At 71.0% G+C, this 24369-nt stretch carries 21 protein-coding genes; 10 read left to right on the top strand and 11 right to left on the bottom strand.

Translation table 11 applies throughout. The annotated features are described in order from the left end of the window. Positions 1–4 precede the first annotated feature (4 nt). Both PUT80_RS14020 and PUT80_RS14025 read left to right on the top strand, forming a co-directional pair. On the top strand, positions 5–292 hold the full coding sequence (locus tag PUT80_RS14020) for a type II toxin-antitoxin system prevent-host-death family antitoxin (protein ID WP_275292193.1): 288 nt from the start codon (positions 5–7) through the stop codon (positions 290–292). Then, entirely contained in the window at positions 289–690 is a 402-nt protein-coding gene (locus PUT80_RS14025) for a type II toxin-antitoxin system VapC family toxin (protein ID WP_275292194.1), read from the top strand. Before PUT80_RS14020 ends, PUT80_RS14025 begins: the two co-directional genes overlap by 4 nt. A 19-nt stretch (positions 691–709) precedes the next feature. Here PUT80_RS14025 and PUT80_RS14030 read toward each other — a convergent pair whose 3' ends face one another. Next, on the bottom strand, positions 710–1627 hold the full coding sequence (locus PUT80_RS14030) for a LysR substrate-binding domain-containing protein (protein ID WP_051729680.1): 918 nt from the start codon (positions 1625–1627) through the stop codon (positions 710–712). A 94-nt stretch (positions 1628–1721) separates the two neighbouring features. On the opposite strand from PUT80_RS14030, the gene PUT80_RS14035 reads away from it, so the two are divergent. Then, a complete protein-coding gene (locus tag PUT80_RS14035; protein ID WP_275292195.1) occupies positions 1722–2789 on the top strand; it encodes an MBL fold metallo-hydrolase in 1068 nt (355 codons plus the stop codon). Continuing rightward, positions 2786–4102 carry an MFS transporter gene (locus tag PUT80_RS14040; protein ID WP_037819080.1) on the top strand — a complete coding sequence of 439 codons (1317 nt, stop codon included), beginning with the start codon at positions 2786–2788 and terminating at the stop codon, positions 4100–4102. The genes PUT80_RS14035 and PUT80_RS14040 overlap by 4 nt, the downstream gene beginning before the upstream one ends. 47 nt (positions 4103–4149) lie before the next feature. Here the strand turns inward: PUT80_RS14040 and PUT80_RS14045 are convergent, their stop codons facing one another. The 3 genes from PUT80_RS14045 to PUT80_RS14055 form a co-directional block, all read right to left on the bottom strand. After that, positions 4150–5763: a PHP domain-containing protein gene (locus tag PUT80_RS14045; RefSeq protein ID WP_275292196.1), complete on the bottom strand. Its 1614-nt coding sequence runs from the start codon at positions 5761–5763 to the stop codon at positions 4150–4152. Between the two features lie 145 nt (positions 5764–5908). Continuing rightward, the gene (locus PUT80_RS14050) at positions 5909–8017 is read right to left on the bottom strand and encodes a 3-hydroxyacyl-CoA dehydrogenase NAD-binding domain-containing protein (protein WP_238607499.1); all 2109 of its coding nucleotides are present in this window, start codon (positions 8015–8017) and stop codon (positions 5909–5911) included. Further along, complete coding sequence (locus PUT80_RS14055) at positions 8017–9216, bottom strand: thiolase family protein (RefSeq protein ID WP_037819076.1); 1200 nt, start codon at positions 9214–9216, stop codon at positions 8017–8019. Before PUT80_RS14055 ends, PUT80_RS14050 begins: the two co-directional genes overlap by 1 nt. Before the next feature lie 283 nt (positions 9217–9499). Here PUT80_RS14055 and PUT80_RS14060 point away from each other — a divergent pair, with 283 nt between their 5' ends. Then, the gene (locus PUT80_RS14060) at positions 9500–10564 is read left to right on the top strand and encodes a tetratricopeptide repeat protein (RefSeq protein WP_275292197.1); all 1065 of its coding nucleotides are present in this window, start codon (positions 9500–9502) and stop codon (positions 10562–10564) included. A gap of 34 nt (positions 10565–10598) precedes the next feature. Here the strand turns inward: PUT80_RS14060 and PUT80_RS14065 are convergent, their stop codons facing one another. Genes PUT80_RS14065 through PUT80_RS14075 form a run of 3 tightly spaced genes read right to left on the bottom strand, consistent with a single transcriptional unit; the run spans position 10599 to position 13463 of the window. Further along, a complete protein-coding gene (locus PUT80_RS14065) occupies positions 10599–11570 on the bottom strand; it encodes a 3-hydroxyacyl-CoA dehydrogenase NAD-binding domain-containing protein (RefSeq protein ID WP_275292198.1) in 972 nt (323 codons plus the stop codon). Next, positions 11567–12679, bottom strand: a complete 1113-nt coding sequence (locus tag PUT80_RS14070) for an NAD/NADP-dependent octopine/nopaline dehydrogenase family protein (protein ID WP_275292199.1) — start codon at positions 12677–12679, stop codon at positions 11567–11569. The genes PUT80_RS14065 and PUT80_RS14070 overlap by 4 nt, the downstream gene beginning before the upstream one ends. A 37-nt stretch (positions 12680–12716) precedes the next feature. Further along, positions 12717–13463, bottom strand: coding sequence for an SDR family NAD(P)-dependent oxidoreductase (locus tag PUT80_RS14075; protein ID WP_051729677.1), 747 nt, complete (start codon positions 13461–13463; stop codon positions 12717–12719). A 75-nt stretch (positions 13464–13538) separates the two neighbouring features. Here PUT80_RS14075 and PUT80_RS14080 point away from each other — a divergent pair, with 75 nt between their 5' ends. After that, positions 13539–14303, top strand: a complete 765-nt coding sequence (locus PUT80_RS14080; RefSeq protein WP_037819069.1) for an IclR family transcriptional regulator — start codon at positions 13539–13541, stop codon at positions 14301–14303. A gap of 35 nt (positions 14304–14338) precedes the next feature. On the opposite strand, the gene PUT80_RS14085 is transcribed toward PUT80_RS14080, so the two are convergent. The 3 genes from PUT80_RS14085 to PUT80_RS14095 all read right to left on the bottom strand — a co-directional run bounded on the left by PUT80_RS14085 (position 14339) and on the right by PUT80_RS14095 (position 17634). Next, the gene (locus PUT80_RS14085) at positions 14339–15610 is read right to left on the bottom strand and encodes a ribonuclease D (RefSeq protein WP_051729674.1); all 1272 of its coding nucleotides are present in this window, start codon (positions 15608–15610) and stop codon (positions 14339–14341) included. Between the two features lie 71 nt (positions 15611–15681). Then, complete coding sequence (locus tag PUT80_RS14090; protein ID WP_033291604.1) at positions 15682–16398, bottom strand: response regulator transcription factor; 717 nt, start codon at positions 16396–16398, stop codon at positions 15682–15684. 672 nt (positions 16399–17070) lie between these two features. Next, positions 17071–17634 carry a DUF3000 domain-containing protein gene (locus PUT80_RS14095; protein WP_037819065.1) on the bottom strand — a complete coding sequence of 188 codons (564 nt, stop codon included), beginning with the start codon at positions 17632–17634 and terminating at the stop codon, positions 17071–17073. A gap of 665 nt (positions 17635–18299) precedes the next feature. Between PUT80_RS14095 and hemE the strand changes: the two genes are divergently transcribed. From hemE to PUT80_RS14115, 4 genes are read left to right on the top strand one after another with little or no spacing between them, the layout of a single operon-like run. Further along, positions 18300–19382, top strand: a complete 1083-nt coding sequence (hemE, locus tag PUT80_RS14100; protein ID WP_051729671.1) for a uroporphyrinogen decarboxylase — start codon at positions 18300–18302, stop codon at positions 19380–19382. Continuing rightward, positions 19379–20788 carry a protoporphyrinogen oxidase gene (gene hemG, locus PUT80_RS14105; RefSeq protein WP_037819064.1) on the top strand — a complete coding sequence of 470 codons (1410 nt, stop codon included), beginning with the start codon at positions 19379–19381 and terminating at the stop codon, positions 20786–20788. Before hemE ends, hemG begins: the two co-directional genes overlap by 4 nt. Positions 20789–20834: 46 nt before the next feature. Further along, positions 20835–21527 (top strand): hydrogen peroxide-dependent heme synthase, encoded by a 693-nt coding sequence (gene hemQ / locus PUT80_RS14110; RefSeq protein ID WP_037819061.1) that lies wholly within the window; start codon positions 20835–20837, stop codon positions 21525–21527. A 6-nt stretch (positions 21528–21533) separates the two neighbouring features. Then, on the top strand, positions 21534–22901 hold the full coding sequence (locus tag PUT80_RS14115; protein WP_275292200.1) for a CoA transferase: 1368 nt from the start codon (positions 21534–21536) through the stop codon (positions 22899–22901). A gap of 628 nt (positions 22902–23529) precedes the next feature. Here PUT80_RS14115 and PUT80_RS14120 read toward each other — a convergent pair. Then, positions 23530–24306, bottom strand: a complete 777-nt coding sequence (locus PUT80_RS14120; protein WP_275292201.1) for a TIGR04222 domain-containing membrane protein — start codon at positions 24304–24306, stop codon at positions 23530–23532. Positions 24307–24369: the final 63 nt, after the last annotated feature.

Consider the following 24369-nt stretch of genomic DNA (forward strand, 5'->3'; position numbering starts at 1 on the left):
GCCTATGGGGTACGCAATCGGCCAGCGAGAGCTGCGCAACGACAACGCGGAGATCATGCGTCGCGTAGCAGCAGGCGAGTCGTTTGTGGTGACCCGCAACGGGAAGCCGGTAGCCGACCTGGTGCCGCACCGCGCCCCGGAGGAGCCGCGGCGAGACCGGACGCTCGGCGACATCCAGGAAGCTTTCCGCGGGCTGCCACCGATGGACAGCGCTGAATGGCGTCGCGAGCGGGAAGCCGACGACGCTGTCTTCGGGCCGGACCGCATCGGCGATCCCGGCGAAGACCAGTGACCGCTCCGTCCCGGGTGCTGCTCGACACTTCGGTGGTCATCGATCTCGAGCGGCTCGATCTGGGCCCGTACGCGTCCTCGGTGCCCGCGGTCAGTTCGGTGACCGTCGCGGAGCTGGCCTACGGCCTCGTCACCGACGATCCGGTCCGGCTCGCGGAACGGATCGAGCGCTACCGCCGTGTTCTCGACCAGTTCGCGGTGCTGCCGTTCGGCGTCGACGAAGCCAAGATGTACGGAACGGGTGCGGGACTGGTCCGCCGGTTCGGGCGGGATCCGCGTCCCCGCCGGATGGACCTGCAGATCGCGGCGACGGCGGCGGCGCACCAGATCCCGTTGCTCACCAGGAATCTCAAGGACTTCGCCGGGCTCGACCGGCTGCTGACCGTCATCGAGGTCTGAGCACGGCCGTCGACTGTCCTCATTGGACTGGACGGCCTTCGGTCCCGAACTCCCGGAGGCAGAATTCCGTGAGCTCGGCGAGCGCGGCCGTGGGTTTGCTGCCGCGGACCCGGGCGAGCACGACCGCGTTCTCGGGCAAGTCGTCGGCGATGCGCCGGTAGATCAGCGGCAGCCCGTCGTAGCTGAGGTCGCCGTGCGGTCTCCCCATGAGCAGCGAATAGCCGAGCCCGCGCGCGACCATCGCGCGGATGGTGTCGACGTTGGACATGCTCCAGCCGACCCGCGGTTCGACGCCGACGTGCCGCATCAGGTTCTCGACCAGATCGCGCGCGGGCTGCAGGGACGTCAGCACGGCGGGCTCCGCGCTGAGCTCGGCGAGGGCGATCTCGTCGCGGCCGGCGAGGCGGTGGTTCGCGGGCAGCACCAGGCGCAGCCGGACCGGGGCGATGCGTTCGTGGTCGAGTCCGCGGCGCAGATGCGCGGAATACATCAGGCACGCGTCGATGTCGCCGTCGGCCAGTTGCCGCTGGAGTTCGTCGGACGGGCCTTCGGCGATCTCCAGGCGCAGCGCGGGATGTTCGCGGAGGAAGTGCTCGATGATGCTGGGCAGCAGCCACGGCGACAGTGTCGGGAAACAGCCGATTCGCAGCGTGCCGACCAGTTCGCCGCGCATGACGTGCGCGGTGTCGCGCAGCCGGTCGGTCTCGGCGAGCACCGCGCGGGCCTGGTCCGCGGCCAGCCGTCCGGCGCGGGTGAGCGTGACGCCGGTGGCCCGCCTGCGCAGGGTCAGCTGAACGGCGAGGCTGGACTCGAGGTCGGTCAGCGCTTGCGAAACGGCCCCGGGCGAGACATGCAGAGCACGGGCCGCGTCGCTGATCGAGCCTTTCTCCGCCACCGCGACGAAGTACTGGAGCTGTCTGAGAGTGAGTTCCTTCATCAGTTCTTCTTAAAAAGATCCGCATCTTTTATGGCTTTTCCTGAGATCGGGAGCCTCCCATACTGAGCCGGACTTGCTCAACGTGGAGGTCCGCATGCAGCCAGAATCCCCAGAATCCGCCCCGCCGTACGCCGTCGCGCTCGGCACCGCGGGCGGGCCGAGGTGGTGGGGCTCCGGCCCCGGTCCGCGCCGGTCCGGCATCGCCACCGCGGTCGTCGTGGGCGGCGCCGCGTACCTGGTCGACTGCGGGCAGGGCGCGGGGGAGCAGCTGAGCCGGGCCGGCCTCCCGCTCCGGTCGCTGCGCGGCGTTTTCCTGACGCACCTGCATTCCGACCACACCGTCGACCTGGCGGCGCTGACCGTGTTCGGCTTCATGTCCATGCGGAGCCCGCGGCAGCGCCCGGTCGCGATCCTCGGGCCGGGCAACCGCGGCGCGCTGCCGCCGGTCTCGCCGGTCGCGGACGTCGCGCCCCGCCCGGCGTTCCCGGACAACCCGACGCCCGGCACTGCCGAGATGGTGACGAAGCTGTTGCAGGCCTACAGCACCGACCTGACCGACCGCATGCTCGACTCGCTGCGGCCGTCCCCGCTGAGCTTCTTCACCGCCAGCGACATCGCGGTGCCCCAGGGCATCGGCTACCACCCGAACGACAACCCGTGCCCGTCCGGAATGGAGCCGTTCGAGGTCTACCGGGACGAACTCGTGCGTGTCACCGCGACGCTCGTGCGGCATCCTCCGGTCGCGCCGGCGTTCGCGTTCCGGTTCGACACCGACGGGGGATCGGTGACGATTTCCGGCGACACGGCCTACTGCGAGAACCTCGTCCGGCTGGCCGAGGACACCGACCTCCTGATGCACGAAGCGATCGACTTCGACTGGGTCGAGCGAAGCTACGCCGACGAAGACCCGAAAGTCGCGCGTGCGGCCAAACAGCACCACCACAAGTCGCACAGTTCGCCGCAGCAAGCCGGGCGAGTGGCCGCCGAGGCAGGCGCGCGGGCATTGGCCTTGCACCACCTCGTTCCCGGCGACGCGGACCCGTCGGTCTGGCGTGGCGCGCGGGACACCTACGACGGCCCGGTCCTGGTGCCCGACGACTTGCAGGTGATCAGTTTCGCGCGGGCCGGATCCCGTGTCCCGCAGCCGGTCGGTGAAGCGTGACCGCGAACTCCGCCCAAGAGGCACCCGCTCTCGTCGACGGGCTCGGCCGCAAGCACCTGCGGAGGGTTCTGGCGTCCAGTTTTCTGGGCAGCGCCATCGAATTCTACGATTTCGTGCTCTACGCGACCGCCGCCGCGATCGTGTTCGGGCACGTCTTCTTCACCGGCCTTGGACCCGGTCTCGCCGCCTTCGCCTCCTTCGGCACCCTCGCGGCGGGCTATGCCGCGCGCCCGCTCGGCGGAATCGTCTTCGGGCACTTCGGCGACCGGCTCGGCCGCAAACGGGTGCTGGTCGTGTCGATGCTGACGATGGGCCTGGCCACCACACTGATCGGGCTGCTCCCGTCGAGCGCCCAGATCGGCGCGGCCGCACCGGCGCTGCTGATCGTGTTGCGGGTGCTGCAAGGCTTCGCCGTCGGCGGCGAATGGGGCGGAGCGATGACCATCGCGCTCGAACACGCGCCCGGAGGCAAACGCGGGTTCGCCGCCAGCTTCGCCAACCTGGGCGGCCCCGCGGGCGCCGTGCTGGCCAGCGGCGCGGTGACGCTCGCCAGCCTGCTGCCGGACCGGAGTTTCCTCAGCTGGGGATGGCGGATCCCGTTCCTGCTCAGCCTCGTGCTGGTCGCGGTCGGGCTGTGGGTGCGGTCCTCGGTCGAAGAAAGCCCGCTGTTCCGGCGGTTCCAGGCCGAGGCGGCGGAACGCCGGATGCCGCTGGCGGAGGTGTTCGCCGGGCACTCCCGCCAGGTCGTCCTCGGCCTGTTCGCTGGGCTGGCCATGTTCGGCATGATGGGCATCGCCACGATGTGGGCGGTCGATTTCGCGGTGGGCCACGGAGCCGACCGCACCGCCGTGCTCAACGCCAAGACCTGGGCGGCGGTCCTCATGTTCGGCGCCACCGTGGGCAGTGCGCTGCTCTCGGACCGGATCGGCCGCAAACCTGTGATGATCGCCGGGATCGTCGCCATGATGGCGTTCGCCTTCCCGATGCTGCGTCTCGTCGGCAGCGGGTCGGCGCTCGGTTACGCCGTGGCGGTGGCCGTCGGGCAGGGGCTCCAGGGCGTCGTTCTCGGTCCGTACGCGGCGTTCCTCGCCGAACTGTTCCCGACGCGGGTGCGGTTCACCGGAGCTTCCCTGTGCTACCAAGGCGCCTCGACCCTATGGGCGGGCTTCACCCCGGCGATCGCCGCCAGCCTGGTCCTGACGGCGGGCGGCGGGACGACGCTGCTGGGCGTGGTGTGGATCGGGGCGCTTGTCGTCTGTCTGGCGGCGGTGCTGTGCACTCGAGAGGGGAAAGGCCGGGATCTCCCGGAGTGACGGCTGAGCAGGCAGGCGCGGCCGGAACCGCGCCTGCCTGACTGTCCTCAGCGGACGTCGACGAACGTAGGGTTCCCGTACAGCCACAGGTCTTCGTACGGGTTCGCCTGCCCGATCACGTCCATCGCCGGCTCGATCCCGCCCGCGACGTGCCGCTTGCCGTCTGTTCCGCGCACCCGGACGTAGAACGGCTCCCGTACGTTGCGGAACGTGTGCTTGAACGTCACTCGCCGTCCTGCGTAGCCGCGCGAAGGCGTGAACGACTCCACCACGCGCGTACCCGGCGCAGTCATCGCGTCGCGATCCGCCGCCGGGCCGGTGACCGCGCCCGAGATCAGGTCCAGCCGGCCGAGGCGCGGCACCGAACCCGAGCCGTTCGGTCGGTATGCGGTCACCGCGGAAACCACGACCGTCACCGTCGAGCCTCGGCGCACGCGCAGCCGTCCGCCGAACGTCGTGCAGTCGCCGCTGCCGTGCACGCCGACTTCCAGCTGTTGCACCAAACCGCCGTGGGACAGCCAAATCCGGCCCGCGCGCAGGCCTTCCAGCACGCCCTCGAAGCCCGGCCGGGACACGCCGACCACGGTGCGGCTGAACTCGCCGGGGTAGAAATCCGCGTACGGCGCGGACAATTGCGGGACCCCGCTGTCGACCGGGTCCGGGTACTTGCCGGTCTGCTCGTACCAGCCGTCCGGCACCGCCGGGCGCACGAGCTGGTCGCCGCGGTTGTAGTGCGAATCGGAGTTCGTGGTGATCCACCACGGTTTTCCTTCGGCCAGCAGGGAATCCCACAGCCCGCCGACCTTCGCCGTGGTCCAGTCCCAGCCGCCGAACGTGCGGTACGCCTCGGCGGGGAAGCCGGGCCACGAATCCGCGCCGGGGTTGTTGGCGTAGCCGCCTCGTGCGCCGCCATTGCCTTGCGGCTTGGGGAATCCGTCGGCCTGCGCACCGGGCGCGCCTTCCATGCCGATCACGATTCCGGGCGCGGTGTCGCGGTAGTTGCGCAGTTCGTGCGGTGACACCCGGCCGTTGCGCAGCGGGTGGTTGATCAGCACGACCGACGCGTGGATCCGGCGCTTGCGTTCCTGCTCGGCAAGCCACCGCAAACCCTTGAGCGCCAGCGCTTCGTGCTCCGGGCTGGACGATTCGGAACCCGTCAGCCGCCAGTCGAAGCCGCGCTCGAATTCGCGCAGCACGGTGGCCTGGTCGCGGCCGGCCTGGAAGAACAAGGTCGCGTGCTCCGCGCCCGGCACGTTCCACTCCATGCCTTGCCACAGCAGCAGATCCGGATGCTTGCGCTGCGCGGCGAGCACGTCGCGGCTGGTCGGCTCCACCGACGACTTCTCGTGCGTCGCGTGCCCGTGATCAGTGAAAACGATCCACTTCGCGCCGTGCTCGCGCGCGCCGGACGCGATCCGGTCGATGGTGTACATCGCGTCGTACGAGTACTGGCTGTGCGTGTGGTGATCGCCGACGACCCACTGGTAGCGGCGGCCGAACAGCCAGTCGAGATCGATCCCGAGGTCGAGCCCCAGATCGAGGCCCGCCGCGTCGGCCTGGCCCGAGGCCAGCACCGGGACCCCGGCCGCGACCGCGCCGGCCAGTCTCGCGCGCTTGAGGAATCCGCGACGGCCGACGCCGTCCGGGTTCGTGCTGTTCATCCTGCTCCTGACCTGCTCCGATGATTCGGCAGGACGCTATGGGGCAGCGGTGAACGGCTGGTGCTCAGAAGGTCACGAAGCGCTCGGTGTGTCCGGGTTCACGGCGGAGCCGCCCTGCACGGAACAGGGCGGCTCCGCCAAGGCGTTACGCCGGAACCGAAGCGACACCCTGGGACAGGAACGGCTTCCCGTTGACCCGCTCGGACACGCCCGCCCGGTCGAGGTACGGCGTGATGCCGCCCAGCCAGAACGGCCAGCCCGCGCCGAGGATCAGGCACAGATCGATGTCCTGGGCCTCCGCGACCACGCCCTCGTCGAGCATGATCCGGACCTCTTCGGCGATCGCGTTCAGCGCGCGGTCGCGGACCTGCTCGGCGGTGGACGGCTGGTCGCCCTGCGTCCACAGTGCGGCGACCTCCGGGTCGACCGACGGCGTGCCGGTCGCGTCCCAGGTCCAGACGCCCTTCTTGCCCGCCTTCACGAACTTGTCCAGGTTCTCGCTCACGGTGAAGCGGTCCGGGAACGAGCCGTGCAGCGTCTCGCCGACGTGCAGCGCGATCGCGGGGCCGACGAGCTGCATCAGGTTCAGCGGCGACATCGGCAGGCCGAGCGGCTCCAGCGCGGAGTCGGCCACGTCGAACGGCGTGCCCTCGTCCACCGCCACCAGCACCTCGCCGAGGAAGCGCAGCAGCAGCCGGTTCACGACGAACGCCGTCGCGTCCTTCACCAGCACGCTCGACTTCTTCAGCTGCTTGCCGACCGAGAACGCCGTCGCCAACGCCGCGTCGTCGGTCTTCTCGCCGCGCACGATCTCCAGCAGCGGCAGCACGGCCACCGGGTTGAAGAAGTGGAAGCCGACCACGCGCTCCGGGTGCTGCAGCTTCGACGCCATCGCGGTGATCGACAGCGACGAGGTGTTCGTGGCCAGGATCGCCTCGGGGGAGACGTGCTGCTCCAGCTCGGCGAACACCTGCTGCTTCACGCCCAGCTCCTCGAACACGGCCTCGATCACGAAGTCCGCGTCGGCGAACGCGGCCTTGTCGAGCGAGCCGGTGACGAGCGCCTTCAGGCGGTTCGCGCCGTCCGGGGACACGCGCTTCTTGGCCAGAAGCTTGTCGATCTCCTCGTGGACATAGCCGACGCCCTTGTCGATGCGCGCCTGGTCGACGTCGGTGAGCACCACCGGCACCTTGAGGCGGCGCACGAACAGCAGCGCCAGCTGGCTGGCCATCAGGCCCGCGCCGACGATGCCGACCTTGTTCACCTTGCGCGCCAACGACTTGTCCGGCGCACCGGCCGGCCGCTTCGCCCGCTTGTTGACCAGGTTGAACGAGTACAGCCCGGCGCGCAGCACGTCCGACATCAGCAGTTCGGCGAGCCCGTCGGTCTCCGCCGCGTAACCGCGGTCGAGGTCGTTCTCCCGCGCCAGCTCCAGCAGTTCGACGGCCTTGGTCGCGCCCGGCGACGCACCGTGCGTGCGACCGTCCACGATGGACTTGGCCCGTGCGATGGCCGCGTCCCACTCCGCGCCGCGGTCGATTTCCCGGCGAGCCGGGGTGATCTCGCCGTTGACCACCTTGGCCAGCCACAGCAGCGACTGCTCGAGGTAGTCCGCGGAACCGAAGACCTCGTCGACGATGCCGAGTTCGGCGGCCTTGCGCACGTTCAGCATCTTGTTCTGCGCCAGCGCGTTCTCGATGATCACGGTGACGGCGGCGTCCGGGCCGATGAGGTTCGGCAGCAGTTGCGTGCCGCCCCAGCCCGGGAACAGGCCGAGGAACACCTCGGGGAACGCGATCGCCGCGGTGTTCTCCGACAGCGTCCGGTAGTGGCAGGACAGCGCGAGTTCGAGCCCGCCGCCCATCACCGCGCCGTTGACGAACCCGAACGTCGGGATCTTCGACTCGGTGAGCCGGCGGAACACGTCGTGCCCGGTCTGTGCGATCTCGCGCGCCAGCTTCGGGTCCGACACCGCCTCGACGCCGGAAAGGTCCGCGCCGACGGCGAAAATGAACGGCTTGCCGGTGACCGCGATCGCGGCGGGCTCGGCGGCGAACGCCTCGTCCAGCGCGGCGTTCAGTGCGACGAGACCCTGCGGGCCGAAGGTGTTCGGCCGCGTGTGGTCGTGGCCGTTGTCCAACGTGATCAGAGCGACCGGCTTGTCCAGCCCCGGGACCTTGACCAGGTTCGTGACCGCGTTGGTCACCACCTCGTCCGGGAACGCGGCCTTCGCCTCTTCAGCGGTGAAAGTCATTACTTCGCCCCCTCAGAGCCGTTGTAGGCCGGGTTTTCCCAGATCACGGTGCCGCCCATGCCGATGCCGATGCACATCGTGGTGAGGCCGTAGCGCACGTCCGGGCGCTCGGCGAACTGGCGCGCCAGCTGCGTCATCAACCGCACGCCGGACGAGGCCAGCGGGTGGCCGCACGCGATCGCGCCGCCCCACTGGTTGACCCGCGGGTCGTCGTCGGCGATGCCGAAGTGGTCGAGGAACGCGAGCACCTGGACCGCGAACGCCTCGTTGATCTCGAACAGGCCGATGTCGTCGATGGACAGGCCGGTGCGCTTGAACAGCTTCTCGGTGGCAGGCACCGGGCCGATGCCCATGACCTCCGGCTCGACGCCCGCGAACGAGTAGCCGACCAGCCGCATCCCGATCGGCAGGCCCAGCTCGCGCGCGGTGTCCTCGTCGGCGAGGATCGCCGCGGTGGCGCCGTCGTTGAGCCCGGCCGCGTTGCCCGCGGTGATCCGGCCGTGCGGGCGGAACGGCGTCTTCAGCTTCGCCAGCTGCTCGACGGTTGTGCCCGGGCGCGGCGGCTCGTCCTCGGTCGCGAGGCCCCAGCCCAGTTCCTTGCTGCGCGTGGCGACCGGAACCAGCTCCGGCCCGATCTTGCCGGTCTTCACGGCCTCGGCGTAGCGCTCCTGGCTGCGCGCGGCGAACGCGTCCGTGCGCTCCTTGGTGATCTCCGGGAAGCGGTCGTGCAGGTTCTCCGCGGTCTGGCCCATCACGAGCGCGGTCGGGTCGACCAGCTTGTCCGCGACGATCCGCGGGTTCGGGTCGACGCCCTCGCCCATCGGGTGGCGGCCCATGTGCTCGACGCCGCCCGCGATGGCGATGTCGTACGCGCCGAAGCCGATGCCGCTCGCGGTGGTGGTCACCGCGGTCATCGCGCCCGCGCACATCCGGTCGATCGCGAAGCCCGGCACGGACTTCGGCAGCCCGGCGAGCAGCGCGGCGGTGCGGCCGATGGTCAGGCCCTGGTCGCCGATCTGCGTCGTCGCGGCGATCGCCACCTCGTCCACGCGCTCGGGCGGCAGCTCCGGATGCCGCCGCAGCAGCTCGCGGATGGCGTTGACGACGAGGTCGTCCGCCCGGGTCCCGGCGTACATGCCCTTGTCGCCCGCCTTGCCGAAGGGCGTGCGTACCCCTTCGACGAAGACGACATTGCGCACCCCTCGCGCGGTGGGCGCGAGCGGCGGCGTTGCTGGTGCGGCCACGAATGCTCCTGAAGTCGAGAGTGTTCCTGTCCCGCACCCTAGCCCTTGTTACCGGTGGGTAACCAGGGGAGTGGCCCGGTCGAGTGGGGGACGGCACACTCCCGGGTTCGCGGGGCGGCCCTGACGACCCGGCCACGGCTGCTGCTTGCGGAGGCGTTTGGTCCGAAGCATCCGGATGCCAGCGAAGCATCCGGGTGGTTGCCGAAGGATTGAACGGCGCAGCAGGCAGACTGTCCAAGTGGGACTCTTCCGCACGAAGCCAGAGCCGGCCGACGAGGTCGCCGCGCTGCAGGCCGCCCTCGCGAAGGCGCGCAACCCGAACAGCGTGCCGAACCTGCGTCGGCGGCTTCTGCTGGGCCAGTTGCTGGTCAAGAACGAGGACTGGCCCGCCGCGGAACGGCACTACGCGGACCTGGTGCCCGCGTTGACGGACGTCTTCGGTCCGCGCGAGCCGAACACCCTTGCCGCGTGGGCGAATCTGGCGTGGTGCCAGACGTCGCAGGGCCGTCCGGCAGAGGCGATCCCGCTGCTGGAACGCACTGCGGAGCTGTTCGAGGAAACGTGGGGCGCCCGCCAGCCCGCGACCTTCAAGACCCAGCTGTTCCTCGCGGAAGCCTATGCCGTGGCGGCGCAGTACGAAGACGCGCTGGCGGTCCTGGACGCGCATGTCGGCTACTGCACGGCTGAACTCGGCCCGGCGCACCTCCGGACGAAAGCCGGTCGACGCCGGAAGATCGCCCTGCTGCGCGCGCTGAACCGCTACGAGGCAGTCGAGCAATTGCTGTCGGACGAGGATGCGCTCTGCGAGACCGACGAGCAACGGGACGCGATCCGCGGTCTCCGTTTGGTGGTGCAAGCCGAAACCGGGGATCCGGAGGCGGCGATCGCTCCGCTGCGCGAGTTGTACGGGAAGCGGCAAGCTCTGGCGGAAAGCCTGGCGACCGTGCTGCTGAAAGCGGGGCAAGCCGCCGAGTCAGCCGACCTGCTCCGCGAGCTTCTGGTTGAAGCGCGAGGCCGAGGCGCGCTGCTCCTGCGCGGCGCCCTCGCGCAAGCCTGCGTGGAGAGCGGCAACCTGGACGAAGCGGAGCACTCCGCGCGAACCGTGCTGGCCGCCGGTGCCTGGCCAGCCGGACACCCCGTGGTGCTCGGCCTCCGCGCGACACTGGCCCGAGCCGTCGCCCAACGCGGCGACCGAACGGGTGCCGCGGCCGAGCTGGAATCCGTGGTATCCGGCTTCAAAGCGGTTTTCGGCGATGCCCATCCGCGCACCGTCCAGGCAACCGGCTGGCTGAAGGAGTGCTGACGGCCGCGGGCCCGAACCCGCGGCCGTCGAAGGATCACTCCGCCGATTCGTCCTCCGGACGCACCGGAACCGGCGTCCCGTCTCGCAAATGCGGTTCCCGCAGCCGGAAGATCTCCTCGAACTCCCGCATCCGCGCCGCCCGGTAGTCCGGCACCCCGGCCTGGTCGAAGCGGTAGAACCCGGCTCCGTCCTGGAGGCCGCGCCGCTGGCCGGTCATGTTGTCTTCGACGATCGCGGGCGCCTGGAACCGCTCGCCGAGTTCGCCGGTCAGGTAGCGCGAGGCGTAGTACAGGATGTCGCCGCCGCCCCAGTCGATGAATTCCAGCGGGCCCAGCACCGAAAACCGCGGCCCGAGCCCGGCGCGCACGGCGAGGTCGATCTCGGCGGCTCCGGCCACCCCTTCCTCGACCATCCGCGCGGCCTCGTTCATCAGCAGCGCCTGCAGCCTCGGCACGATGTACCCGGCAGCGGGCCCGCACACCACCGGCACCTTGCCGATTTCGCGCAGCAGTTCCACGAGCCGGTCGACCGCGGCCGGGTCGGTGGCGTCGCTCCGGCTGACCTCGACCAGCGGCATCAACTCGGCCGGGTTGAGCCAGTGCGCGTTGACGACCCGCTCCGGCCGTTCGGCGAGTTCCGCGATCTGCGTGACCAGGAAGGTCGACGTCGTCGAGGCCAGCACCGCCGACTCCGGCACCTGCGAACCGAGCCAGCCGAACACCTCGCGCTTGACGTCCATGACCTCCGGCACGGCCTCGAACACCACGGTCGCGTCGGCGAGTTCCTTCGCCGAACGGTCGCCGAGCGTCAGGCTTTCCAGCGCGTCCGCGTGGCCGAACATCGCGCGGAGCCGGTCGGCGAGACGCTTGCGGACCTCGTCGCGCCGGAGCTGGCGTTCCTCCTCGGTGCGGTCCTTGACGTCCGCGAGCAGCACCGGATGTCCCGCCGCGAGGAAGGCCAGCGCGATGCCCTCGCCCATCCGCCCGGCGCCGACGATGGCGATCACGACTGGACTCCGTCCCGCAGCAGCTTGGTCAGCCCGGCCCGGTCGAGACCCGCCAGGCCGAGGTTCTCGAAAGTCCGTCCCTCGGCGTAGAAATCGCGGCCGGTGATCGCGGAACCGAGCGCCAGCAGGCCTTCCGCGACCGGTGTCGGCACCCCGGCCCACCGGCCCGCGGAAACCAGCAGCGACAGCCCGAGCCGGGTGTCTTCCACCATGTAGCGATGCGTGTGGAGGTCGATCTTCTCGCGCCAGTCGCCGCTGTCGGTGAGCCGCTCGTGCGCCGAGCGGCCGTACATCCACTCGTCGCCGTCGGCGGCGTAGTGATCGGCCAGCGGGAAGTGCGGCGCGCCGTAGCCGAACGCTTCGCGCAGCGCGACCCGCTCGGCGTCCAGCGCGTCGGTGACGCTGCGGATGGACGGCTGCGTCCCCTCGTTGTGGATGTCCCAGGCGGCGAAATGCTCCAGCGGACCGGCGTTCATCGTGATCAGCGGCGGGTGGATGATCGGGCCCGCGTTCATCAGCGCGCCGCTGAGCCCGTCGCCCGCGTCCTCGACGCTCGGGTACGCCTCGCGCAGCGTCTTGAACGCGCTTTCCGCCAGCCGCAACGGGAAAACCCCGGTCGGCAGCCGGGTCGCGTACCCGCTGATCACCACTTCCGCGTCCCCGTGCCGGCGCGCGAGATAAGGCAGCGTCCCGGCTTCGGCGAACGCGATCTCCGCACTGCCGCCCGCCGCCGCGACGGCCTTGGCGAACACCATCGAACCGAACGTGCCCGGCGGCATGAACACCACCTGGCCATCGGTCAGCAGCGGAGCGAGCTGAGGAGCCAGGTCGTCGTGCGTGGTCGACGGCAGCGGGATCACGACCAGGGCCGCGTCGCGCACCGCCTCGGCGAGGTCCGCCACCGGGTTGATCTCCCCGGCGCCGTCGCCTACCGGCACCGATCGGGAACCTCGGTAATCCCGGACGCTCACCGCTCCGGTCGCGCGCACCGCTTCCAGCGCCTCGGCGTTGCGCCGCCACCAGCGCACTTCGTGGCCGTTCTCGGCGAGCTCCGCCACCGTGGCCCAGGAACCGTGTCCGCCCCCGAGAACCGCGATCTTCACTGTCATGTGCTCCTGTCTCGTACTGGTGTGCTGTCGCACTTTCTCACGGATCGACCAGGTCGGTCTCGGCCCACAGCCGATCTTGCTGCTCGCGGACGATCGCCCCGAACTCGCCCGGCACGATCGTCCGGTACGCCCCGGATTCGACCGCCACCCGAGCGATCGTCTCGACCGCCGGCGCCGGATCGCGTTGCATCGCGAGGAAATCCGAAAAGTCGTGCTCCGAGGCAGGCGCGTTCTCGACGAGTTTTTCGTTGAATCCGGTGGAAAACGGCCCGGGCTCGACGACCCGGACTTCGATCCCGTGCGGCCGCAGTTCCTGGCGAACCGCCTGCGCCATGGCTTCGAGGGCGAACTTGCTCGCCCCGTACGGGCCCGCGCCGGGCGCGACGAACAGCCCGGCCACCGACGTCACGAACACGATCCGCCCGCCGCGCCCGGCGGTGACGAGCCGATCGGCGACCAGCCGCGTCAGCTCGAGCGTGCCGAAGACGTTGACCTCGAACGTCTTCCGGACCACTGCGGAATCCGTGCGCAGAAGCGGACCTTCCGCACCGAATCCGGCGTTGTTGAGCAGAACGGACGCGTCGAGCGCCGCCGCTGCCTCGCGATCAGCCGGATCGAGCAGATCGAGCCGGGAGACCTCCGCGGCGAGCCCGTGCTCGGCGAACGCCGCCCGCGTCGGCTCGATCTGGTCGTCCCGTTCGACGGTGGCGAACACCCGATGCCCGCGCGCCGCGAGCGTCAGTCCCGCTCCCAGCCCCAGACCCGATCCCGCCCCGGTGATCACAACTGACTCGCTTGGCCGACCCACGCCCGCAGTGTCGCTTGCGTCGCGGCCCGGCCTCAATCAGACTTCCGCCACATGGAAGCCAGACCCACCGCGGCGGCGCGGCTGCTGTCGGTCCTGGACTGCTTCAGCCCGCAAACGCCGGTCCTTTCCCTGACCGAAATCGCCCAGTCCGCGAGCCTGCCGTTGAGCACGGCGCACCGGCTGGTCGGCGAGCTGGCCGACTGGGGAGCGCTGGTCCGCGACGAACACGGCGGCTATCACCTCGGCCTGAAACTGTGGGAGCTGGGCTCGCTGTCGCTGGCCAGGGCGTCGATCCGCGAAATCGCCCTGCCGTACCTGGGCGACCTGTTCGACGCGACCGGCGAGAACGTGCACCTGTCCGTGCTGGACGGGACTGACGTCGTGTTCCTGGCCAGGCTGGCCGGACACCGTTCGGTCGGCATCCTGACCACGACCGGCAGCCGCCTTCCCGCGACCACCACCGCCACCGGCCGCGTCCTGCTCGCGCACGCCGCCGCCGACACCCGCGAATCCGCGCTGACCAGCCCGATCGCCGCGGAAACCCCGCACACCACGACCGACCCGGAAACCCTGCGCGCCGAACTCGCCGACATCGCCCGCACCGGCTATTGCGTCGCCGACCGCCAACTCGCCGACGACGCGGTCGCTGTCGCCGCCCCGATCCGCGACGCCACCGCACGGGTCACCGCCGCGGTCGCGGTCGTGGGACGCCGGGAGACGACCTCGGTAGCGCATCTGGTGCCCGCGGTGGTCACCACGGCGACCGGCGTGGCGCGGTCGCTCGGCTACCGCCGACCGACGCGTCGCCGTACGTGAGATCTCACCTAGAGGTCTGAACCACCCGGCGCAGGTCAGGAAGCCGTGCTGTGCAACGCCTTGCTCAGCACCGCCGCGGTCAGCTCGACCTGCCACGGCCGCGCCCCGCCCGCCCGCAGCGCGTCCGCGACCGAGTCCTCCGCGAGGTCGGCCGGGGGACGCCAGCAGGTGCGCCGGACCAAATCCGGCAGCAGGAGGTTCTCCACCGGCAGCTTGCGGTCTTCCGCGATCGCGGCCAACGCGGCACGCGCGGCGGCGAGCCGGGCGGCGGCGTCGGGGTCCTTGTCGGCCCAGCGGTTCACCGGAGGCGGACCGTCGTTGGGCTGGCTCGGGCTCGGCAGCTCGCTCGCCGGCAGCGCTTTGGCCGCCTGGAGGTGCCGCAGCCAGCTGGCGGTGTACTTGCGCTGGACGCGTCCGCTGAACACCGGCAGCGCCTGCAACTCCTCGACCGTCTTCGGGTCGGAGGTCACCGCGTTGACGATCGCGCTGTCGGGCAGGATCCGGCTCGGCGCGCGGTCGCGCTTGCGGGCCAGTTCGTCGCGGGCCTGCCACATCTCGCGCACCGCGGCGAGGCCGCGCGGGCTGCGGATCTTGTGCACCCCGGACGTCCGGCGCCACGGTTCGGCACGCGGCGCGGGCGGGGGAGCGGTGCGCACGGCCTCGAACTCCTGCTGCGCCCACTCCAGCTTGCCCTGCTCGGCCAGCTCGGTCTCGAGCTTCGCGCGCAGTTCGTTGAGCAGCTCGACGTCGAGCGCGGCGTAGTTGAGCCAGTCGATCGGCAGCGGACGCTTCGACCAGTCCGCGGCGCTGTGGCCCTTTTCGAGGGTGTACCCGAGCAGCAGCTCCACGAGCGTGCCCAGCGCGACGCGTTCGTACCCGGCCAGCCGTCCGGCCAGCTCGGTGTCGAACAGCGAGCGCGGCCGCAGGTCCAGCTCCGCCAGGCACGGCAGATCCTGGGACGCGGCGTGCAGCACCCATTCGGTGTCGTTGAGGACGTCCCGCAGCGGGGCGAGGTCGTCGGCGAGCGCGATCGGGTCGATCAGCACCGTGCCGGAGCCTTCGCGGCGCAGCTGGACGAGATAGGCCTTGGGCCAGTAGCGATAGCCCGACGCCCGTTCGGTGTCGACGGCCACGGCGCCCGTGCCCGCGGCGAGCCGCGCGCACGCCTCGGCGAGCGCGTCGGGATCGGCCACGACCGGTGGGGTGCCCTCCGCCGGTTCCCTGAGCAGCACCGGCGTTCGGGAGTCCCCGGAGGGGTCGGTGGTCTCGTCTCCGGTCCGGGCTCCGTCCGCCTGTGCAGTTCCCATGTCCGACGACCCTACGGGACGGGCGGACCGCGCCTGGTCCGCCCGCCCCGCAGGGACGTGGTTCGTCGTCGTCAGCGGATCACGCCGGCTCGCATCGCCAGCGCGACCATCTGCGCCCGGTCGCCCGTGCCGAGCTTGCGCCCGATGCGGGACAGGTGGGACTTGACGGTGAGCGCGGAGAGGGAAAGCTCCTCCCCGATCTCCTTGTTCGACTGCCCGTCCGCGACGAGCTGGAGCACCTCCACCTCGCGAGCCGACAGCTCGCGCGGGGTGTTGTCGGTGCCCGCCACTCGCGTGCCGGTCGCCAGAACCGGGGCCACGCTCGGGTCGGCGTAAACGCCGCCTTCGAGAACCCGGCGCACGCCGTCGGTGACCACCACCGGCGACGCCGACTTCAGCAGGTACGCCTGAGCTCCGGCCTGGAACGCGGAGCGCACCGCGTACGGGTCGTCGGAGGATGCCAGGACCACCACGCGCGGCCAGCCGTGGCTACGGAGTTCCGTAACCAGTTCGATTCCGCTGCCGTCCGGCAGTCCGAGATCGAGGATCGCCAGGTCGCACGGGCCGGTGGCCTGTGCTCGCGCCCTCGCCTCGGCCACCGTGGCGGCTTCGTGGACAGTGCCCGCACCCATTTGTGCGAGTCGTGCTGCGATTGCCTCCCTCAACAGCGGGTGGTCATCGACCACCAACACGGAAAAAAGCTCTTCCCGCGGGTGCGGAACCATGCTCGCCGGCAAGGCGCCGGCTGGCGTGGATCGGACGGCCTGAGATAAGCCGACGGTAGCCACGTCACTACCTCCCTGGAGTCGGTCGTGCCCCCCGACCGGCACCGGGACCTTCGGCCGTTCAGCCGCGCCAGCTTTAGACCGAAAGTGGTGTCGTCCCAGGCACTGTAGCCGTCCGGACGCCGTTGCGGGGGGATCGAATGGGTATCTATCCGAAACAGTTCGTCACTCAGCGAGGTCGTTGTAACACGATCGGACTAACGATCGGAGTCTTGTTAACAACTGACGACCGGGCTGCGATGCATCTGAGTTACCGGCAATGAAACGGGCGTGCAGATGGCCCGTGCACCTGCGGGTGCTCGCGGAGCCGGGCCGCCGCCCCCGCGATCCGGATCCGGAAATGCGCCCCGGCCGGGGCAAGATCATTTTCTTTCATGTTTTGTCGCCCGCGCCGCGCGGCCGCCCGCTCCTGGCCGGAGTGCCCGGAAAGGGCCCGGAAACCGCGTCGGAGCTGGTTACCGGGGGTTCACTGCCTGTGATCACGCCCAGCCACGAACGTGCAGCTTCCGGAGCAGCGCCCGCTGCGGTCCACGATGGACGGTCGGGAGCGGACGCCCGGAAGCCCCGCCGAAGATCCCGCCGGAGCGCCGCGGGGGCCCGGATCCGCCCGGGAAGGCGCGTTCGTGCGCGTGCAAGCGCCGCGGAGACGCTGCCCGACCGGGTGAACTTAGGAAATCAGGAACTCTGCCGCTGCTCGAACAGCGTGACGCCCACCGGAGGCAACCCCACGACGCTCGCCATCACCTGGCAGAACGCGAGCCCGTGCGGCCCGAGCGCGCCGTCTGTGGGGGTCCAGGACGCCCGCAGCTCGAGGTCGTCGGTGCGGGCCGGACCGGAGATGTCGCCGAACCGGGCCGAGGACGTCTCGGTGACGGTGCCGCCGAGCGCCTTCCACGACGCTCCGGAGGCCTCCAGCGCGTCGGTGAGCCACGACCAGCCGACCGCCGGGAGGAACGGGTCCGTGGCCAGCTCGCGGTCGAGCTCGGCGCGGACGTACATGACCAGCCGCAGCACGCCGTCCCAGCCCTCCTGGCCGTCCGGGTCGTGCAGCAGCACCAGCCTGCCGGACGCCAGCACGTCCGCAGGCCCGGAAACGTCGCAGCTCAACGCATAGGACCACGGCGCGAGCCGCTGCGGCGCACGCATCGTCTCCAGGCGGATCTCCGGGCGCGGCCGGACGGCTTGCAGCGCCGCGACGGCTTCGCGGAAGAGATCGGGCACTGGCGTCATCGCGGTCACGCTCCGACTGTAGGGCGGCGACACCCGGTTGCGGACGCAGGCGCGCCGAGCGAGACCGACCCGCGACCCACGGGACCGCTTCGACTGCCCTCCGCCTCGCGGCGTGGGCCGCGGCGTGTAGAGGTCCGTGACGGAATCAGACCACGGGACGGCTCCGGCTGCCCTCCGCTTCCCTTGCGCGGGGAGAGCGAATCAGATTCCCCAGAGTTCCCCTCGTGGATTCCCCAGAGTTTCCCCCCGTGGACCTAATCAGCGCGCCGTGCTGGGCGGACCCTCGTTCTGGGGTAGGTGCTGCGCTGTGCTGGGCGGATTCTTGCTCTGGGGTAGATGCGGTGCCGGGTTGGGCGCGTTCCCCCAGGGCTCGCCTCGCGTATCTGTTCAGCCGTGCTGTGCTGGGCGGACCCTCGTTCTGGGGTAGGGGCTGCGCTGGGGCTGGGTGCGTCTCCAGAGTCCCCCTCGCGGACCTGATCAGCGCGCTGTGCTGGGCGCACCTTCGGTCTGCGGTAGACGCAGCGCCGGGTCTGGGCGCGTCCCCCAGGGTTCCCCTCGCGGATCTGCTCGGCGGCGCTGTGCTGGGCGGACTCTCGCTCCGCGGAAGACCCACCGCCCGGGGCTGGGCGCGTTGGACACGGGGCGGCCCGGGACTGTCGGGCCCGCGTGGGACCATGGGGTTCGTGCCTCAGGTTTCGTCCGCGCCCGTCGGCGCTCCGTCCGTTTCGCCCCGCCGCGCCCTGCCCGGGTCGGCCTTCCTCGCCGCCGCGCGCGGGGAGCGGCCCGCGCGCGTTCCGGTGTGGTTCATGCGCCAGGCCGGTCGTTCGCTGCCGGAGTACCGCGCGCTGCGCGAGGGCGTCCCGATGCTCGACGCGTGCTTCGACCCGGAGATGCTCGCCGAGATCACGATGCAGCCGGTCCGCCGGCTGGGCGTCGACGCGGCGATCCTGTTCAGCGACATCGTGGTCCCGCTCAAGGCGGCGGGCGTCGACATCGACATCGTCCCCGGCACCGGCCCCGTCGTGGCCTCGCCGGTGCGCGACGCGGACGCGGTGCGCGCGCTGCCGAAGCTCGAACCGGAGCAGGTCGGCAAGGTCGCCGAGGGCGTCCGGCTGCTGGTGGAGCGGCTCGGCGAAACGCCGCTGATCGGGTTCGCCGGCGCGCCGTTCACGCTGGCCAGCTACCTGATCGAGGGCGGCCCGAGCCGCAACCACGAGCACACCAAGGCGTTGATGCACTCGCAGCCCGAGGTCTGGCACGACCTCGCCGCGCGCCTGGCCGACATCGCCGCCACGTTCCTGCGCGCCCAGCTCGACGCGGGCGTCGACGCGGTGCAACTGTTCGACTCGTGGGCCGGTGCGCTGTCCGAGCGCGACTACCGCGAGTTCGTGCTGCCGCATTCGACCCGGGTGCTGGCCGTCGCAGGCGAGTACGGCGTGCCGCGGATCCACTTCGGCGTCGGCACCGGCGAACTGCTCGGCGCGATGCGCGAGGCGGGTGCGGACGTAGTCGGCGTCGACTGGCGGATCCCGCTCGACGTCGCGGTCCACCGGCTCGGCGGCAAGGTGTCCGTGCAGGGCAACCTCGACCCGGCGCTGCTGTACGCGTCGTGGCCGGTCCTGGAGGCCGAGGTGCGCCGGATCGTCGAAGAGGGCCGCGCGGCTCGCGGGCACGTCTTCAACCTTGGCCACGGCGTGCTGCCGAGCGTCGACCCGGAGGTGCTGAAGCGGGTCGTCGACCTGGTGCACTCGCTGTGAAACACGTCGCGGTCGTCGGCGGCGGGATCTCCGGGCTGGCCGCGGCGTACCGGGCGCGCCGGCTGCTCGGCGACCAGGTGACGATCACTGTTTTCGAGAGCACGTCCGCGATCGGCGGCAAGCTGCGCACGGCGGAGGTCGGCGGGGTCAGCTACGACGTCGGGGCCGAGGCGTTCCTCGCCCGGCGGCCCGAGATGATTTCGCTGGTCGAGGAGGTCGGCCTCGCCGATCGCCTGGTCCATCCGACGAAGGCGCGCGCCAAAATCCACGCCGGCGGTTCGGTGCAGAGCCTGCCGCCCGGCACCGTGATGGGAGTCCCGGCGTCCGCGGACTCAGTCGCGGGCGTGCTGTCCGAGGACGGCCGGAGCGCGGTCGAGAAGGAACGCTCGCTAGGCCCGGTCGAACTGGGCGACGGCGACGTCCCGCTCGGGCCCTTGCTGCGCACACGCTTCGGAGATGAGCTGGTAGACCGGCTGGTCGACCCGCTGCTGGGCGGCGTGTACGCGGGCGGTGCCGACGGCCTCGGCCTCCGCGCGACGATGCCCGGCCTGGCCAACGCGATCGACGGCGGAGCGGGTTCGCTCACCGAAGCTGCGTCGTCGCTGCTGCCGAAAACGCCGGGCACCGCACCGGTTTTCGGCAGCCTCACCGGAGGCTTGCGAGGCTTGCTTGACCGGTTGCTGGAGCTTTCCGGCGCCGAACTGCGCACCTCGTCGACGGTCCGCGCACTGACGCGGACGCCGTCCGGCTGGCACCTCGAATTCGGTGCTGCCGCGCCAGCGCACGCGCCTGCCGACAGCCCGGTCGACGCGGACGCCGTCCTGCTCGCGGTGCCCGCGCCGGCCGCCCGGAAACTGCTCGACGGGGTGGTCCCGGCTGCTTCGACCGCTTTCGGCGAGGTCGAACTAGCGTCGATGGCAGTCGTCGCGTTCGCGTTCCCGCCCGGCACGGAGCTGCCGGACGCGTCCGGAATCCTCATCGGCGCGGGGGAGCGGGACGCGGAAGGCGTGCCGTACGCGTCCAAGGCGTTCACGTTTTCGTCGAACAAGTGGGCTCACCTCGGCGACGCCGGACCGGTGCTGGTACGCGGTTCAGTCGGCCGGTTCGGCGAGCCCGGCGCGCTGAACGGCGACGACGATGCCCTGGTCGCAGCGGTCCGCGCGGATCTGGCCCGGCTCGCCGGCGTCACCGCGAAGCCGATCGACACCCTGGTGACGCGCTGGGGCGGCGGCCTCCCGCAATACGGCACGGGGCACCTGGAACGGGTGACCCGGATCGAGAGGGCAGTCGCAGATGTCCCGGGCCTGGCCGTGGCGGGCGCCACGCTGCACGGCGTTGGCCTGCCAGCGTGCGTGGCCACGGCCGACGCCGCTGCCCGGCGGATCGCGGAGCAGCTCTTCGTGTGACGGAGCCCCATGGCGATCGCCGTGCGAGGAGTGCCAGGATGGAGTCATGGCGCGGCTGAATTACAACGAACTCAACGACACGATCCGCTACACCACGTGGTCGGTCTTCCGGATCGAACCGGGGAAGTTGGGGGAGGACCGCGGCGCCGCGGGCCGGGAGACGGCCGAGTACCTCGACGGGCTCGAGGCCAAGGGCGTCGTCGTCCGGGGCGTGTACGACGTGTCCGGCCTCCGGGCCGACGCGGACTACATGATCTGGTGGCACGCCGAGGAGATCGAGCAGGTCCAGGCCGCCTACACCGGGTTCCGGCGCACGCCGCTCGGCCGCGCGTCCACGCCGGTCTGGAGCCAGACCGCGCTGCACCGGCCCGCCGAGTTCAACAAGAGCCACGTGCCCGCGTTCCTGGCCGGCGAGGAGGCGCGCAAGTACATCTGCGTGTACCCGTTCGTCCGGTCCTACGACTGGTACCTGCTGCCCGACGAGGACCGGCGCAAGATGCTGGCCGACCACGGCAAGGAGGCGCGGGACTACCCGGACGTGCGCGCCAACACCGTCGCGTCGTTCGCGCTCGGCGACTACGAGTGGATCCTCGCCTTCGAGGCCGACGAACTGCACCGGATCGTCGACCTGATGCGCCACCTGCGCAACACCGAGGCGCGTCGCCACGTGCGCGTCGAAATCCCGTTCTACACCGGCACGAAGGTGCCGCCCGCCGAACTCGTCGCGGCTCTGCCGTAACCGCCGGTGCAGGACGTACTCGCCGGGGCCTGGCAGTCGCTCGCCGGGGAACCGCTGCCCGCCGTGTCCTTGACCGGCGACGAATCGGTGCTGCCCGGACACTTCCGGGTCCCCGCCATGGCGACCGCGAGCATCGCCGCGGCCACCCTGTCCGCGGGTGAACTGCTGCGGCTGCGCGGCATCGACCCAGGCACGGTGTCGGTCGACACCCGGCACGCCGCCGCCGCGTTCCGCAGCGAGCACCTGCTGCGCATCGACGGCGAGCCCGGACCGAGCCCGTGGGGCAGGATCGCAGGCGACTACCGCGCGGCCGACGGCTGGATCAAGCTGCACTGCAACACCCCACGGCATGAAGCGGCGGTCTGCTGGGCGCTCGGCGTCCCGGCGACCCGTGAAGCCGTAACCAAGACCGTGGCCGCGAAATCCATGGCAGAGGTCGAATCCGCCGTGGTGACCGCGGGCGGCGCGGCAGCGCTGATGCGCTCGCGCGAGGACTGGCTGGCCCATCCGCAAGGCCAAGCCGTCGCGAACCTGCCGCTGGTCGAACTGAACCGCATCGGGGACGCGCCGAAGCGCACCCTGTTCGACTCGGACCGTCCGATGGGCGGCGTCCGCGTGCTGGAGCTGACGCACGTCCTCGCCGGACCCGTCGCAGGCCGCGTGCTGGCAGCGCACGGCGCGAACGTGCTGCACGTCGGTGCCGCACACCTGCCGCGAATCCCGGTCCTGACCATGGACACCGGCCAGGGCAAGCGCTCGGCGTTCATCGCACTCGACACCGAGGGCGGCCGCGCGAAGCTGAAGAAGCTCATCGCCCGCGCGGACGTCCTGCTCCAGACCTTCCGCCCCGGCGCACTCGCCCGCATCGGCTTCGGCCCGGAAGAGCTCGCCGAACTCCGCCCAGGCCTCGTGGTCGCGGATATCTCGGCATACGGCTGGACCGGCCCGTGGGCCCGCCGCCGCGGCTTCGACAGCCTCGTGCAGATGTCGTCCGGCATCGCCGAGGAGTACGCCACCGACGCCCCGGCGCCACTGCCCGCGCAAGCACTGGACCACGCCACCGGCTGGCTCACCGCCGCCGCCATCATGACGGCCATCCGCCGCACCGTCACCGACGGCGGCACCTGGCACGCCCGCCTGTCCCTCGCCGGCACCGGACGGTGGCTGGATTCCTTGGGCCGCAAGGATCCGGAACCGTCCGAAGTGGACTACACGGACGTCCTGGAGACAGTCGACAGCGACTTCGGCCAGCTGACTCGCGTGCGGATGGCCGGAGAGTTGCCGGGCGCGCCGCCGCACTGGGACCACCCGTCGCACCGGCCTGGCGCAGATACGCCGGTGTGGTCGCCGGTGGTGCCTCAGCCGGTCTCGTAAGCGTCGCCGGACCCGGCGAGCGGCCGCGCTGGCGAAGCGGACACCGGTGTGCTGCACCGGCCTCGTGCGCGACGTCGGCCAGCTGACTCGCGCGTCCGGATGGTCGGCGAGTTGCCGGGCGCGCCGCCGCACTGGGACCACCCGTCGCACGGCCTGGTGCGGATACGCCGGTGGTGCCTCAGCCGATCTCGTAAGCGGTGCCAGACCCGGCGAGCGGCCGCGCTGGGAGGACTATCGCATCGTCCTGGCGCGGATACGCCGGTGTGGTCGCCGGTGGTGCGTCTGCCGGTCTCGTAAGCGACACCAGCCTCGGCGAGCGGCCGCGCTGGCGACGCGGGCACCGCTGTGCTGCACCGGCCTCGTGGCTCTCCGCACGAGTGCCGTGGCGGTTCGCGTGGTGCCGCCAGTGCGCTAAGCGCCGTCGACACCACGAGCGCCGCGTCGGTCCGGCGAGTGCCGTGTCGGCCTCGTGTGACACCTGCCAGTCCAGCGAGCACAGCCAGTTCCCGCGCACCCAGGTCTGTGGTCGCCCCGCCAGTCCCCGCCGCGCGCCGGTCACACGAGCGCTGCCGTGACCACCACCAGCCTCCTCCAACACCGCCAGCCAACGCCGCCCGTGAAGCAGCGGCTAAATCGGCATAAGCCCTCCCGTAACCCGCTTGTCCGGATAAGCCGCCAGTCCGCCCACCGCGACCAGTTCAGCCGGTCCTGAGCCGCCCGCAGCCGCCTGCTGTTCGGCCCGTGCGAGGACCGTCGCCCCCGCAGTCGTCGGCGGCAGCGAACTGACCTTCCGTTCGCCGAACTGCTTGGTGATCCGCTGGCTGCCGACGAGACAGAGCCAGAGCGTCAGCGCCACCTCGCCGAAAACAAGCACCACCATGGCGTTCAGATGAGACCGGCCCACGTCGTAGACCAGCCGCCCCACCCCGGCCGCCAGCACGACCACGGCCACCGCGGTGAGTGTGTACCCGAGACCCGTCAACGGCCTGCGCCTGCTGACCAGCCGCCGCTGGACGAGATCGGTTTCGAGCGCCCGGATCGCAGGCTTGAGCACCGACGATCGCGCGACCCACGAGGCGAGACGACCGCGACCAGCCGCCTGATGCACGGCTTGCTCAAGCGGCGGCGACGCTGGCGGCGGACCAGCGGCGACGATCTCGCCCAGCGACCCGACCTGCAGCTGGCCGCGCGCGAACAGCGTCGCGATCACGGCCTCGACCAGCCGAGGCCGCCCGCCCGCCAGGTACGCGACGTCGTAGACATCGCGCGGCACGGCGGCCGACTCCGGCGCGGACGCCTGTGTGGCCAGCTTGTCCTTGCCAGTGGCCAAAATGCTCGCCAAACCCGCGGCGGTGGCGACGTAGACGAGCAGCATCGGGCTCACCGCGGCCCAGAATCCGTTCACGACAGGTTCCCTCCCTCCCGGCTCGGCAGAGATCGGATAACACCGCCGTAACCAGACATGTCG

The organism is Amycolatopsis sp. La24, assembly GCF_029087445.1.
Lineage (GTDB): Bacteria > Actinomycetota > Actinomycetes > Mycobacteriales > Pseudonocardiaceae > Amycolatopsis > Amycolatopsis nivea.